This window comes from Spirillospora sp. NPDC048824, from assembly GCF_043198455.1.
Taxonomy (GTDB): domain Bacteria; phylum Actinomycetota; class Actinomycetes; order Streptosporangiales; family Streptosporangiaceae; genus Spirillospora.
Genome location: NZ_JBICUS010000007.1, coordinates 216593 through 230809 on the forward strand (window position 1 = coordinate 216593; position 14217 = coordinate 230809).

A 14217-nucleotide genomic window follows, 5' to 3' on the forward strand; every position below is an offset into this window, starting at 1 on the left:
CCTTCTTCCCGCCGCCGCCCGGCGCCCCCATGGGTCCCGGCATGCCCCCGCCGAAGCGCGGCGGCGGCGGCGCGGTGATCGCGGCGATTCTCGGCGGCGGCCTCGTCGTCCTGCTGATCATCGGCGTGGTCGTCTTCGCGGTGACCGTCGGCGGCGGCAAGTCGCCGGACGAGAAGCTGACGGCCGCGGCCGCCGACCTTTCCTCGTCGGACGCGGTCGAGCTGGACGGCACCTTCGGCGGCGCCGGGTCTCTGCAGGGTGAGCTGAACGTCACGAAGGGCGGGCGCGCGACCGGGCCCGTCACCTGGAACGGCTCCCGGGTCACCATGCTCTCGGCCGACGGCAAGCTGTTCGTGAAGGCCGACAAGTCCTACTGGGAGCGGGAGATCTCGGGCGACGACCCGTTCTTCCTCAAGAGCGGCGAGCAGTGGGGCCGGCTTGACCACGACGAGCTCAACATCGACTTCAAGCGGTACCTGACCCCGTCGGCGCTGGCGAGCAAGGTGCGCTCGGCGCGCACGTCGAGCGTCAAGCCCCTCGAGACCACCTGGCAGGGCAAGAAGGCACTGAAGTTCAGCACCTTCTCCTCCACGATCTACATCACCGACGAGGACGACGCGGAACTGCTGCGCTACGAGTCGACCACCCCGCGCGTCCGCGTGAACGTCAAGCCGCAGAGCTCGTCGTCGTCCATCATCTCGGACATGCGCACGAGCATGGGCGAGCTGAAGGAGTCCTTCAACGCCTCCGCCCAGCCGCGGGTCAGCGAGTGGAAGAAGGGCGGCTGCAACAGCGACTCCGGCTGCACGGTCGAGGCCAAGATCCGCCCGCCGTACGACGTGGAGAAGCCCGTCACGATCGACGTGCGGTTCCGGCTCACCGCCGGCTCGCTGAGCGGCAGGGACCTCGGCAACTGCACGGCCACCATCACGATCACCGGCTCGACCCCGCAGTGGGCGAGCTGCCGGGTCACCAGCAGCGCGTGGACGCGATGGGCCGACGACACCGGCGGCACGTTCTACAAGCACGCCGACTACAAGGTGATCGGCGCCACGGAAGAAGAGGTCCAGGCGCTGCAGAACGGGCTCGAAAGCGAGTGAGGCCGCAGGTGAGGCGCCCCGCGCGCTGATCCGGCCGCCACCGGGTGCCCGGCGGCGCTCCCCCGATCATGGGGGAAGCGCCGCCGGGCACCTTTATGCTCTGTGGGGACGCCCCTCAGGGCCCGGCGGCCACCCCCCACATGGTCTGCAGCCCCGTCGGCATCCCCTGGAGGGCATCACAGTTCCCTTGCTTTGTCCCTGACGGTCGGGCCGAACCCGGCCCCCGAAGTGAGCAGAGTGAGCCCCGAGTGAGCGCTGAACAGGACGAGCCGTCACCGACGGCCTCCTCCCAACCCCCGCCGGAAGACCCGGCGGCGCCTGCCCTTCCGGACCGCACGCCCGCCCCCGCCAGGCCGGTCCGGCCGGACGTCCGGGTCGCGGGCGAGACCGTTCCACCCACCGGTTCGCCACTCCCACGCCCTCCCGCCGACCCGTTCCCCCCGAACGGCCCCGCGGCTCCCGGTGGTTTCTCGGCACCGGGCGGGTCCGGGGCTCCGGGTGGTCGCCCGGCCGTGGGCGGGTCCGTGCCGTCAGGCGGTCCTGCGGCTCCGGGCGGGGTCGTGGCTCCGGGGAGGGGCGGGCGGCAGGGAGCGCCGGGTAAGTGGCGGCTGGTCCTGGTCGCGGGTGGGGCCGCGGCGGTCGTGGTGGCCGTGGGCGCCATGGCGGCCGTCGCGTTCACCGGTGACAACGGGACGCCCGAGAAGCGGACCAAGCCGACCGTGGCCGCCGCACCGCCGGCGTGGACGATCGAGGCCGGGCGGCAGCTCACGTCCGGGACGGGACTGCGGTACGACGGGACCATGACCGTCGGCGGCACGCCCGTCCAGGCGCATCTGCGGGTCACCCCGTCGGGTCTGGCGACCGGCACGCTGACGGCGGGCCTGCTGAAGGCGGACGTCATCGCGGTCGGCGGTGACACCTATCTCAAGGCGGGGCCGGAGTTCTGGCGCGACCACGCCGGGGAGATCACGCACCTGGAGTACTACGCGGGCCACTGGTCCAAGGCGCCCGCGTCCATGCCCGGCTTCGACGTGCCGGACGTCCTCGGCCCGGAGTCCATCGCACGGATGCTCGCCGAGGCCCCGGCGGAACCGCCCGAGGAGAAGGTGAACGGCGTCCCCGCGTTCAAGGTCGAGACGCCGAAGGCGGTGTATCTGGTGGCGGCCGCGGCTCCGCACCGGCTGCTGTCGGTGCGCGGCACCGGGCAGAACGCGCCGCGGTTCACGGCCACGCCGGTCGCGGCGCCGGTTGCGCTCTTCAAGGAGCTGCGGCCCCGGGTCGCCAAGCTCGGCGGCGCCGCCGACCCGGGGCTGGGTTTCCGGCCCGGGACGCTGACGTTCAGCAACTGCGACAAGAACACCACGGGCTGCACCGTGAGCGTGCCCGCGACGCTGACCTCCCCGGCGGACGGGGTGCCGGACGGCGCGCGTGCGGCGCTGCGGGCCTCGATCACCTCCCGGGGCGAGCCGCTCGGCTCGTGCACGGCGTCGGATGCGGTGCCGGCCGATCGTGCGCTGGTGCTGCGCTGCACCGTCACGAGCAAGCGGTGGCGCAGCTGGATGCGCAACGCCCTCGACAACCCCGGCTCCTATCCGTACGAGGCGACGGCGCACGTGGTCGGGGAGGCGGTGGACGCCGACGACATCGGCAAGCTGCTCGCCCGGGTCGACCGGGAGCGCAAGGCCGTGGTGAAACGAGCACCGTCGACGCCGGGGCCGTCCACACCGGGGCCGTCCGAATCGGGGGAACCGTCGGTTCACCGGTCGGGACAGCCGGAGGTCGCCACTTCGCAGTCGCCGGAGCGGCCCTGACACGCATGACGAGGGGCGGTGGCCCCGAACGCTATTCGGGATGTCTACACTTCGAGCTGTGAACTCCACGCCGGTGGGGAGCCGCGGCTCCTCGACGAATCCCGCGCGGCTGGTCAGGCGGTTGCACGTCGACCTGTGCCGGCAGCGCAGCAGCCTGTGTTCGGGATGAACTCGGGAACCCGTCCAGGTCGTACCCCCGGATAGGACCTGCCCGAATTTGGGAGAGCCGCGTGAACTCCGCACCGAGGTGATACGTCTTGTGTTACGGGGTTCGCGACCTCCCTGGAAGCGGGACGTCACATGACGGGCGGAGTGGCGGCCGCGGTCCATGCCTCCCATGACCTGCGGCCACCGAAGACCGGACGGCGCCGGGTGTTCCCTGTCCGCGTTCCGGTCGGTCTCGACCCGTCCCCGAGAACACCATCCCACCCCGGACATACCATGAAGGTAAGCCTAAGTAGCATCACGATCCTGGGTGCCTCCCCCAGGACGGGTGCTGCGCGTCGAGGAGGTCTTCCTCTGTGACCAAACAGGTCCAGCAGCTCGACCGCGTCATCATCCGTTTCGCCGGCGACTCCGGCGACGGCATGCAGTTGACCGGCGACCGCTTCACCCAGGAGACGGCGGCGTTCGGCAACGACTTGTCGACGCTGCCGAACTTCCCGGCCGAAATCCGCGCCCCCGCCGGGACCCTCCCCGGCGTGTCCAGTTTCCAGTTGCACTTCGCCGACCACGACATCCTCACCCCGGGCGACGCGCCCAACGTCCTGGTCGCGATGAATCCCGCCGCCCTCAAGGCCAACCTCGGGGATCTCCCCCGCGGGGCGGACCTCATCGTCAACACCGACGAGTTCTCCAAGCGCAACCTCGCCAAGGTCGGCTACGAGACGAACCCCGTCGAGGACGACTCGCTCGCCGAGTTCCGGGTGCACGCGCTGCAGCTCACCTCGATGACGGTGACGGCGCTCGCCGACTTCGACATCTCCAAGAAGGACGCCGAACGCGCGAAGAACATGTTCGCGCTCGGGCTCCTGTCGTGGCTGTACCACCGTCCCACCGAGGGGACGGTCTCCTTCCTGGAACGCAAGTTCGCCTCCAAGCCCGAGATCATGAAGGCGAACATCGCGGCGTTCCAGGCGGGCTGGAGCTACGGCGAGACGACCGAGGCGTTCTCGACGCAGTACGAGATCAAGCCGGCCGAGCACGAGCCGGGCCTCTACCGCAACATCACCGGGAACCTCGCGCTGGCCTACGGGCTGGTCGCCGCGGGCGTGCAGAGCGGGCTGCCGATCTTCCTCGGCTCGTACCCGATCACCCCGGCGTCCGACATCCTGCACGAGATCTCCAAGCACAAGAAGTTCGGCGTCCGCACGTTCCAGGCCGAGGACGAGATCGCCGCGGTCGGCGCGGCGCTCGGCGCCTCGTTCGGCGGATCCCTCGGCGTCACCACGACGTCCGGTCCGGGCATCGCGCTGAAGAGCGAGACGATCGGGCTGGGTGTCGCGACCGAGCTTCCGCTGCTGGTCATCGACGTGCAGCGGGCCGGTCCCTCGACCGGCCTGCCGACCAAGACCGAGCAGGCCGACCTGCTGCAGGCCATGCACGGCCGCAACGGCGAGGCGCCCGTCCCGATCGTCGCGCCGCAGTCCCCGTCGGACTGCTTCGACGCGGCGATCGAGGCGGCCCGGATCGCGGTGAAGTACCGCACGCCGGTGATCCTGCTGTCGGACGGCTACCTCGCCAACGGCTCCGAACCGTGGCGGCTGCCGGACGTGTCGGCGCTGCCGGTGATCGAACCGAACTTCGCGGCCCCGTCGCAGGACGACTTCCAGCCGTTCGCACGTGACGCGGACACCCTCGCCCGCCCGTGGGCGGTCCCGGGGACGCCGGGTCTGGAGCACCGGATCGGCGGTCTGGAGAAGGCCGACGGCTCCGGCAACATCTCCTACGACCCGGCCAACCACGACAAGATGACCCGGCTCCGGCAGGCCAAGGTCGACGGGATCGCGAACGACATCGAGCCGCTGGCGGTGGACGACCCGTCCGGCAGCGCCCGGGTGCTCGTGCTGGGCTGGGGCGGCACCTACGGCGCGATCTCCGCCGCCGTCCGCCTCGTCCGCGCGGAGGGCAAGCAGATCGCGCAGGCGCATCTGCGGCATCTCAACCCGTTCCCGGCGAACCTGCCGGAGGTCCTGCGCTCCTACGACAAGGTCATCGTCCCGGAGATCAACCTCGGCCAGCTCGCGCTGCTGCTGCGCGGCCGGCTGCTCATCGACGTGATCGGCTACAACCAGGTCCGCGGTCTGCCCTTCAAGGCCGAGGAGCTCCAGGGCGTCATCCAGGATGTGATCGACAGTGAGTGACAACGGAGCCGTCGGGAACGGCGCCAACGGGAACGGCGCCGTGAACGGCAACGGCGGCGCGTCCAACGGGAACGGCCGGTCGCTGCTCTCCCTCGTCCCGAAGACGGACGAGAAGCAGACGATGAAGGACTTCAAGACCGACCAGGAGGTGCGCTGGTGCCCCGGGTGCGGTGACTACGCGATCCTCGCGGCCGTCCAGTCCTTCCTGCCGGAGCTCGGGCTGCGCCGGGAGAACATCACGTTCATCTCCGGCATCGGGTGCTCGTCGCGGTTCCCGTACTACTTGAACACCTACGGGTTCCACTCGATCCACGGTCGTGCGCCGGCGATCGCGACGGGCCTCGCCACGTCCCGCCCGGACCTGTCGGTGTGGGTGGTGACCGGGGACGGCGACGCGCTGTCCATCGGCGGCAACCACCTGATCCACGCGCTGCGCCGCAACGTCAACCTGAAGATCCTGCTGTTCAACAACCGGATCTACGGGCTGACCAAGGGCCAGTACTCGCCGACGTCCGAACTCGGCAAGATCACCAAGTCGACGCCGATGGGGTCGCTGGACGCGCCGTTCAACCCGCTGTCGCTGGCGATCGGCGCGGAGGGGACGTTCGTCGCCCGGACGATCGACTCCGACCGCAAGCACCTGCAGTCGGTGCTGCGGGCGGCGGCGCAGCACCGCGGCACCGCGCTCGTCGAGATCTACCAGAACTGCAACATCTTCAACGACAACGCGTTCGAGCCGCTGAAGGACGCGTCGGTCCGCGACGACGTCACCGTCCGGCTGGAGCACGGAGAGCCGATCGTGTTCGGCGCGGACCGCTCCAAGGGTCTGCGCCGCAACGCGGCCGGGTCGTTCGAGGTCGTGAACGTCGCGGACGTGGGCGTTTCGGAGATCGCCGTGCACGACGCGCACCACCCGGACCCGTCACAGGCGTTCGCGCTGTCGCGGCTGGACCAGCCGGCGTTCGAGCACACCCCGATCGGCATCTTCCGCGACGTCGACCGGCCGTCCTACGACGAGCTGATGCGGGCCCAGCTCGACGAGGCCGTCGAATCCCAGGGCAAGGGGGATCTGGCGGCGCTGCTCGGCAGCGGCGACACCTGGCGCATCGACTGACGCACGTCCCCGCAGGCCCGGTCCCGGTTCGTCCGGGGCCGGGCTTTTTCGCGCATCGAAACCCGGCGAACTTTGAAACCCGGGGAACGGGGCACGGTTCATCACATGGTGAGCACCCGGGGAGATCCCTAGGCCGAATTCGGCCGGGACACGGTGCGGTACCGCGTCTCATGCTGAAAGACTGCTGAGTAGATCATGGAGCCGGGAGGGTGACGATGCGGGTCATTTCGCGCCGCAGCAAGAGTCGTCGGCAGGATGAGGACCCCGCGCGCACCGACTCACCCCGCGACCCGTCCGGCGCCTCCGAGGCCCCGCAGACCCCAGAGCCCCCGGCGTCCCCGTCCACCCCCGATACCGGGCTGAAACGGCCCCCGCCCACCCTCGAACCGCCCCTCTCCGAACAGCCGCCTCCGGCCGCCGAGGAGGGGGAGCCGGACCCGGACGGGGAACGCGGCGCCGATCCGGCGAAGGCGCTCGGGCAGGAGGGCTTCCGGGACGGGACGTCGCGCGGGCCCGAGGCGACCACGGCGGTGCTGCCGGCGGTCGCGGGCTCGGAGGCCGCGCAACGCCGGCGGGCGCGGGCGGCCGAGCGGCAGCGCATGGCGGCGGAGGTGAAGCGGAGCCGCGCCGCGCGGCGGCGGGGCGTGCCGTACCGGGACGTGAGTCCCGCGGGCAGGGCCGCCGACCAGCACCGTTCGTCGATGCTGGTCATGGTGCTCACACTGGGGCTGCTGATCGCCGCGGTGGCGGTGACCGGCGCGATGATCGCGTCGTCCATGCGGACGCAGCCGGTGACGCTCGCCTCGCCCCTGCACATCTATCCCGTCACGCAGACGACGCCCGGGCAGTGCCCGACGGGAACGCAGGGCATCACGGGACAGACCGGGTCGGGCCCGGCCTGCTACCGGATGGCCCAGGGGATCGCCATCCACAAGGTCGCCGACCTGCGCGTCCAGAAGTCGCGGGTGAAGCCGGGCGGCTATGACGTGGCGGTCACACTGCGGCCGGTCGACCGGGACGCGTTCGCCGAACTGACGCGGGCGACGGTCGGCCGCGACCTGGCCTTCGTCGTGAAGAACCGCATCGTCACGCTTCCCCGCGTCGACATGGCGATCCTGGATGGGAAGGTCGTCGTGACCGGCCCGCCCGACCGCACCTCGGCGACCAGGCTCGTCCGGGAACTGAAGGGCCGCTGACCGCTCACAGCGGCCCGACGGCGACGTCCTTCACCGGGTTCTCCCCCGGGCCGCCGGTGTTTCCGGTACCGCGGGTGTCGGTGCCGCGGGTGTCGGTGCCGCCGGCGTTTCCGTGGCCGCCGGTGCCGGCGCGTGCCGCCTTGCCGCGGTTCGCCGATCCGCGCAGCGGCAGTTCCTTCAGCGCGAGGACCGCGGCGAATCCGAGCAGCGCCACCGGGATGCCGACCAGGAAGACGGTCTCGAGCGCGTTGGAGAACGCGTCCTGCACGATGCCCTTGACCGGCTCGGGGAGCCGCTGGATCTCGTCCGGCGACCCGAGTTCACCGCCGCCGGGCGTCCCGCGGACGCCCGCCGCGCGGAGGCCGGAGGCGATCTCGCTCGCCACCCGGTTGGTGAGGATCGCGCCGAACGCGGCCACGCCCATGGCGCCGCCGAGGTTGCGGAAGAACGAGACACCCGACGTCGTCGAGGCCAGGTCGGCGGACGCGGCGGCGTTCTGCGCGGCCAGGATCAGGATCTGCAGCGTCAGGCCCATCCCGATGCCGAGGACGGCGAGGTCCACGCCGATGAGCACCGTCGGGGAGTCGGTGTGCAGCCGCGACAGCAGGAACATCCCGATGGCGACGCAGGCCAGCCCGAGCACCGGGAAGATCTTGTAGCGGCCCGTCCGGGTGACGACCTGCCCGGATCCGGTCGAGGTGACGAGCATGCCGATGACCAGCGGCAGCGTCATCAGGCCGGACGCCGTGGGGCTCATCCCCTTGACGATCTGCAGATACTGCGGCATGTAGATCATCACGCCGAACATCGCCATGCCGATGCAGACGGAGACGAACGACGTCAGCACGAACATGCGGTTGCGGAACAGCCGGGGCGGCAGGATCGGGTCGCGGGCGCCGCGCTCGGCGACGATCGCCAGCACGACCAGCACGACGGTGGCCCCGGCCAGGATGTAGGTCCATGCGGAGTTCCACGCGAACTCCGTCCCGCCCAGGGACAGCAGCAGCATCAGTGTGGCGGCGCTGCCGGTGATGGTGAACGCGCCGAACACGTCGACGCGGGTGTCGCGGCGCACCCTCGGCATTTTCAGGACCCGCTGGATGACCAGGAAGGCGACGACCGCGAGCGGGACGCACACGTAGAAGCACCAGCGCCAGCCGAGGGCGTCCGCGTCCACGATGAACCCGCCGAGCAGCGGCCCGGCCACGGTGGAGACGCCGAAGACGGCGCCCATGTAGCCGGCGTAGCGTCCGCGCTGCCGCGGCTCGACGACGTCCCCGAGGATGACCTGGGCGAGCGAGGACAGCCCTCCGACGCCGAGGCCCTGGACGGCGCGGGCGGCGATGAGCTGGCCGACGTTCTGCGACAGCCCGGCGCACACCGAGGCGATGACGAAGATCAGCAGGGCGGTCTGGAACATCAGCTTGCGCCCGGCGATGTCCGACAGCTTGCCCCACAGCGGGGTCGAAGCCGTCATGGTCAGCAGCGCGGCACTGGCCACCCAGGACAGCTGGTCCTGGCCGCCGAGGTCGCCGACGATCGTCGGCAGCGCGGTGGCGATGACCGAGGTGGAGAGCATCGAGGTCAGCATCGCCATCATCAGACCGGAGAGGATCTTCAAGATCTGACGGTGCGTGTAGTGCGGTCTCGCCGGTTCCGCCGCCGCACCGTGCGACGCCACGCTCGCCTGAGCCACCCTGCCCCCATGCCGGCGGCCCGACGGACCACCGAGTTGATTACCTGTGCTGTGCATGTATGTTATGTAGACGCTTGTTTACATGCAACCTCGGTAGATTCTGGCACTGACGGCGGCCGGCGGATGAGGCGGCCGGCGAGTGAGGCGGCCGGCGAGTGAGGCGGCCGAAGCGCGAAGGGGGCGGGAGTGATGACGCAGGTCGAGCAGGAGACCGGACGCACCACGCCGTCCGCCGGCAGCGGCGGGGGCGAGGGCGCCGCGCGGCGGCCGAAGCGCGACCGTGAGGCGACCCGGCGCCGCATCCTGAACGCCGCCCGCGACCTGTTCGGCGAGCACGGCTACGACGGCGTCACCGTCCGCATGATCGCGGCGCGGGCCGAGGCGAACACGGCCCTGGTCAACCGGTACTTCGGCTCCAAGGCGGCGCTGTTCGCGGAGGTCCTGACCGGCGAGTCGGTGATCCGCGGAGTCATCGCGGGCGATCCCGCCGGCCTGCCCCGCCGGCTCGCCGAGCACTTCGTCCGGCTGCTCGACCAGGGCCCCGTCACCGCGATGTCGCGGATGCTGGACCGCTCGGCCGGCCAGCCCGAGGTCAAGGAGATCCTCCTCCACTACCTGGAGGACGTGATCGTCGAGCCGATCGTCGCCCAGCTCGACGGGCCCGACGCCCGCGCCCGCGCGCTGCTCGCGTCCACGATCATCATGGGCGGCGGGCCCGTCCGGCGCCTGCTCGGCCTCAACGACCTGCGCGCCGCCGACCCGGCCGAACTCACCGACCGGCTGACGGCCATGTTCACCGCCGCCCTCGCCCCGCTCCCCGCCTCCTGACCCGCCCGGCCGGACGTCCGGCCCGGGGACGCCGCGCACATAGGGTTCTGACCATGAGGCTGGGGGCGCTCCGGGCGCGGTGGGGCAGGACGGGACGGGTCACGCGCTGGACCGCGGCCGGAGCGGCGATCGTGCTCGCCGGCGGAGGCGCCGGCTGGGGCTTCACGGCGGGCGGCGAGGCCCCCGTCCACACCGTCGACCAGCGCATCGCCGTGGTCGACGGCCCCGGCGACGACCAGCGCGTCACCATCGACGCCACGTTCTACAAGCCGGTCGGCCGCGCCCAGGCCCCCGCGGTCATGCTGGGGCACGGCTTCGGCGGCAGCAAGCGGGACGTGGCGGACGAGGCCCGCGGCCTCGCCCGCGCCGGATACGCGGTGCTGGCGTGGTCGGCACGCGGATTCGGCGGCTCCACCGGGGAGATCGCGCTCAACTCCCCCGACTATGAGGTCAAGGACACCCGGCAGCTCATCGACTGGCTGGCGCGGCGCCCGGAGGTCCGGCTCGACGGGCCCGGCGACCCGCGCGTCGGCATGGCGGGCCAGTCGTACGGCGGCGCGATCGCGCTGCTGACCGCCGCCCACGACGCGCGGGTCGACGCCATCGCGCCGATGATCACGTGGCACAGCCTTCCGGACGCGCTGTTCCCGGACGCGACCGGAGCCGGGCCCTCGGACGGCGTCTTCAAGAAGCTGTGGGCGGGCCTGTTCTTCACCGGCAGCGCGGGCCGTACGGCATGCGGCCGTTTCCTGCCGTCCCTGTGCGAGATGTACCAGGAGGTCGCGGAGAAGGGCCGTCCCACCGACTCGGCGATCGAAACGCTGCGGCGGTCGAGCCCGGCCTCGGTCGCCGACCGGATCAAGGTGCCGGCACTGCTCGTCCAGGGGCAGTCCGACTCGCTGTTCCCGCTCGGCCACGCCGACGCCAACGCCCGCGCGATCGCCGCGAACGGCGCGCCGGTGTCGGTGGTCTGGTTCCAGGGCGGCCATGACGGCGGCGCCCCCGAGACCGAGCGGATCGAGGACCTGGTCCTCGGCTTCTTCGACGCGCGGCTCGAACGCTCCGCCGCGCCGTCGCCGGACGGTTTCACGGTGACGCGGGCGGGCGGGCTCGACTCGTCCACCCAGGAGGTCGTCATCGAGGAGGCGACGACCCGTACATATCCGGGTCTCTCCGGCAGCCCCGTGGATCTGCCGCTGAGCGGCGAGCAGCAGACGATCCACCATCCGGCCGGCGGGTCCCCCGCGTCGATCTCCGCGCTGCCCGGGCTCGGCTCACTCGATTCGCTGGGTTCGGCGGGTTCTCTCAGCGCTCTCGGGGGCGGGCTGCCGGCCGAAATGCCCGGTCAGTCCGCGACGTTCGACACGCGTCCGCTGGAGCGTCCCGTCCAGCTGACGGGCGCGGCCACCGTCCGGCTCAAGGTGGACGGGGACGGGCCGCTGTTCGCGAAGCTCTACGACGTCGCGCCCGGCGGGACGGCGACGCTCGCGCGGCGGCTGGCCGCACCTTTCCGGGTGTCCGGCGGCGACGGCGAGGTCACTGTCACGCTCCCCGCGATGGACCACCGCTTCGACCGCGGCCACCGGATCCGCCTCGTCATCGCGACCACCGACATGGGCTTCGCCACCCCGGCCGCGCCGGCGTCGTACAAGGTGCGGGCGGTGTCGCCGCTGACCGTCCCGGCCGTCCCCTCGCTGACGACCGCGCCGACGCCCGTACCGGCGTGGGTCTGGGCGCTGCCGGCGGCGGCCCTCGTTCTCGCCCTGCTCATCGCCGTGCCCGGACGCCGCCGGCACGACCCCGACAAGGACGGCGACGTCCCGCTGGAGATAACGGGCCTTACGAAGGCGTACAAGAACGGCCACCTGGCCGTCGCCGACCTGTCGTTCCGGGTGGAGAAGGGCCAGGTGCTGGGGCTGCTCGGCCCGAACGGTGCTGGGAAGACAACGACGCTGCGCATGCTCATGGGGTTGATCCATCCCGATGCAGGCGAGATCCGCATCTTCGGTCATCACGTCCATCCCGGTGCGGCCGTCCTGGCCCGGCTCGGCTCCTTCGTCGAAGGGCCCGGTTTCCTGCCCCACCTCTCCGGCCGCGACAACCTGGACCTCTACTGGCGCGCCACAGGCCGCCCCCTGGACGAAGCCCACCTGGACGAGGCGCTGCAAATAGCCGACTTGGGGTCCGCCCTCGACCGTGCCGTCCGCACGTATTCGCAGGGGATGCGGCAGCGCCTCGCAATCGCCCAGGCCATGCTCGGGCTGCCCGACCTCCTCGTCCTGGACGAACCGACCAACGGCCTCGACCCGCCGCAGATCCGCGAGATGCGGGAGGTGCTCGTCCGGTACGCCGCCGCCGGGCGGACGGTCATCGTCTCCAGCCACCTGCTCGCCGAGGTCGAGCAGACCTGCACGCACGCGGTCGTCATGGCCGGTGGCCGCCGCGTCGCCGCCGGTCCCGTCGCCGACATCGTCGGGTCCTCCGGCCGTCGCCTGGAGGACGCCTTCCTGGAGATCATCGGGGAGCGTTCATGACCGCCTACAACGTCCGCCGGACCCTTCCGCTGCGGGTGGAGGCCGTCCGCCAGTTCCGGCGGCGCCGCACCCTGGTCGCGTTCGGGATCCTGCTCGTCCTCCCGTGGGTGCTGGTGGCCGCGTTCAAGCTCGGCGGCGACCCGGAACCGGACGGCGCGCCCAGCCTGGTCGACGTCGCCACGTCCAGCGCCCTCAACTTCGCCCTCTTCACCCTGTTCGTCTCGACGGGTTTCCTGCTGGTCGTCGCCGTGGCGCTGTTCTGCGGCGACACCGTCGCGAGCGAGGCGGGCTGGTCGTCGCTGCGCTACCTGCTGGCCGCGCCGGTACCGCGCGCCCGTCTCCTGCGGCAGAAGCTCGTCGTCGCGCTCTCCTACGCGGTCCTCGCCGTCGTCAGCCTGCCGCTGATGTCGCTGATCGCGGGGACGGCCGGGTTCGGCTGGGGCGGCGTCGAACTCCCGACCGGCGGAACCGTCCCGGCCGGCACCGCGCTCAGCCGGATGGCGATCATCGTCGGGTACGCCCTCGTCTCCCAGCTCGTCGTCGCGTCCCTGGCCTTCCTGCTGTCCGTCACCACCGACTCGCCGCTCGGTGCGGTCGGCGGCGCCGTCGGCCTCGTCATCGTGAGCAACATCCTGGACGCCGTCACCGCGCTCGGCACCTGGCGCGAGTTCCTCCCGACGCACTGGATGTACTCCTGGATGGACGCCCTCCAACCCGAGATCCAATGGACGGGCATGGCCAAGGGCGCGGCCCTCTCCATCTCCTACGCCGTCGTCTTGTTCGCCATCGCATTCCGCCGCTTCCGCACCCGCGACATCGTCTCCTAGGTACTCCCGGCCCCCGGGCCCGCAACTTGCGACCACTCTCGGTCATTGCAGAAAGTATCCATTCGGACACATATCGCGACAGTCGCTTTCTTGAAATCGGTCGAACCGGCAGTGTCCGTCGCATAAGCTCATCGAACCTCGCACGCTACGGGTACGTCGTAGGAGGTACAACGCGACATCGGCTCGATCGACGGGTTAAGCCCCGCCCGATGGGGGGAGATGATCACCATGGCACGGCAGCAGCTCATCAAGCGTCCCAAACCCCCACGTCAACCGAGCCCGCCCGACCTGCGGACGCCGTCCGGCCGCCTCCTGCCGTACTGACGGCGTTTCACCGGCCCAGCCGCGCGAGAAACCTCTCCCGGTCCACGACGACCCGCTCGACGCGGCCGTCACCCACCACCGTGCCCCGCTCGTCGGCGGCGCTGAACGCGAACACGAGCCGCGCGCCGTCGACATCCGTGAGCTCGGCCTCGACCGTCACGCGCACGCCGACGGGACTGGCCGCCCGATGCTCCAGCTCGACCCGCGTCCCGACCGAGGTCATGGCCTCGTCCAGGCAGGCCTCGACCGCCTTGGCCGTCGCGGCCTCCGCCAGCGCCAGCAGCCGCGGCGTACCCAGCACCGGAACGTCACCGCTCCCGAGCCGGACGGCCGTGTCCGCCTCCTCGACCACCACGGACGTCTTGGCCCGCAACCCCTTCTTCAGTTCCATACGCCCATCCTCCTCAGCCCGTCGTTGCGAGCA

At 71.4% G+C, this 14217-nt stretch carries 10 protein-coding genes; 8 read left to right on the forward strand and 2 right to left on the reverse strand.

The features are described 5' to 3' along the window. Positions 1-41: 41 nt before the first annotated feature. From ACGFIS_RS16360 to ACGFIS_RS16380, 5 genes are all read left to right on the forward strand, one after another. A complete protein-coding gene (locus tag ACGFIS_RS16360; RefSeq protein WP_392971460.1) occupies positions 42-1100 on the forward strand; it encodes a hypothetical protein in 1059 nt (352 codons plus the stop codon). Positions 1101-1660: 560 nt separating this feature from the next. After that, the gene (locus ACGFIS_RS16365; RefSeq protein WP_392971463.1) at positions 1661-2911 is read left to right on the forward strand and encodes a hypothetical protein; all 1251 of its coding nucleotides are present in this window, start codon (positions 1661-1663) and stop codon (positions 2909-2911) included. Positions 2912-3432: 521 nt separating this feature from the next. Next, on the forward strand, positions 3433-5274 hold the full coding sequence (locus ACGFIS_RS16370; protein WP_392905640.1) for a 2-oxoacid:acceptor oxidoreductase subunit alpha: 1842 nt from the start codon (positions 3433-3435) through the stop codon (positions 5272-5274). 40 nt (positions 5275-5314) lie between these two features. Beyond that, positions 5315-6388 (forward strand): 2-oxoacid:ferredoxin oxidoreductase subunit beta, encoded by a 1074-nt coding sequence (locus ACGFIS_RS16375; protein ID WP_392905980.1) that lies wholly within the window; start codon positions 5315-5317, stop codon positions 6386-6388. 215 nt (positions 6389-6603) lie between these two features. After that, positions 6604-7584, forward strand: a complete 981-nt coding sequence (locus tag ACGFIS_RS16380; protein WP_392905642.1) for a hypothetical protein — start codon at positions 6604-6606, stop codon at positions 7582-7584. A gap of 4 nt (positions 7585-7588) precedes the next feature. Here ACGFIS_RS16380 and ACGFIS_RS16385 read toward each other — a convergent pair whose 3' ends face one another. Then, entirely contained in the window at positions 7589-9337 is a 1749-nt protein-coding gene (locus ACGFIS_RS16385; protein WP_392905644.1) for an MDR family MFS transporter, read from the reverse strand. A gap of 132 nt (positions 9338-9469) precedes the next feature. Here ACGFIS_RS16385 and ACGFIS_RS16390 point away from each other — a divergent pair, with 132 nt between their 5' ends. The 3 genes from ACGFIS_RS16390 to ACGFIS_RS16400 are packed head-to-tail and all read left to right on the forward strand — an operon-like array spanning position 9470 to position 13469. Beyond that, positions 9470-10108 carry a TetR/AcrR family transcriptional regulator gene (locus ACGFIS_RS16390; RefSeq protein WP_392905646.1) on the forward strand — a complete coding sequence of 213 codons (639 nt, stop codon included), beginning with the start codon at positions 9470-9472 and terminating at the stop codon, positions 10106-10108. Positions 10109-10161: 53 nt separating this feature from the next. Beyond that, entirely contained in the window at positions 10162-12642 is a 2481-nt protein-coding gene (locus ACGFIS_RS16395) for an alpha/beta fold hydrolase (protein WP_392905648.1), read from the forward strand. Then, a complete protein-coding gene (locus ACGFIS_RS16400) occupies positions 12639-13469 on the forward strand; it encodes an ABC transporter permease (protein WP_392905650.1) in 831 nt (276 codons plus the stop codon). The genes ACGFIS_RS16395 and ACGFIS_RS16400 overlap by 4 nt, the downstream gene beginning before the upstream one ends. A gap of 331 nt (positions 13470-13800) precedes the next feature. Here the strand turns inward: ACGFIS_RS16400 and ACGFIS_RS16405 are convergent, their stop codons facing one another. After that, entirely contained in the window at positions 13801-14184 is a 384-nt protein-coding gene (locus ACGFIS_RS16405; RefSeq protein WP_392905652.1) for a thioesterase family protein, read from the reverse strand. Positions 14185-14217: the final 33 nt, after the last annotated feature.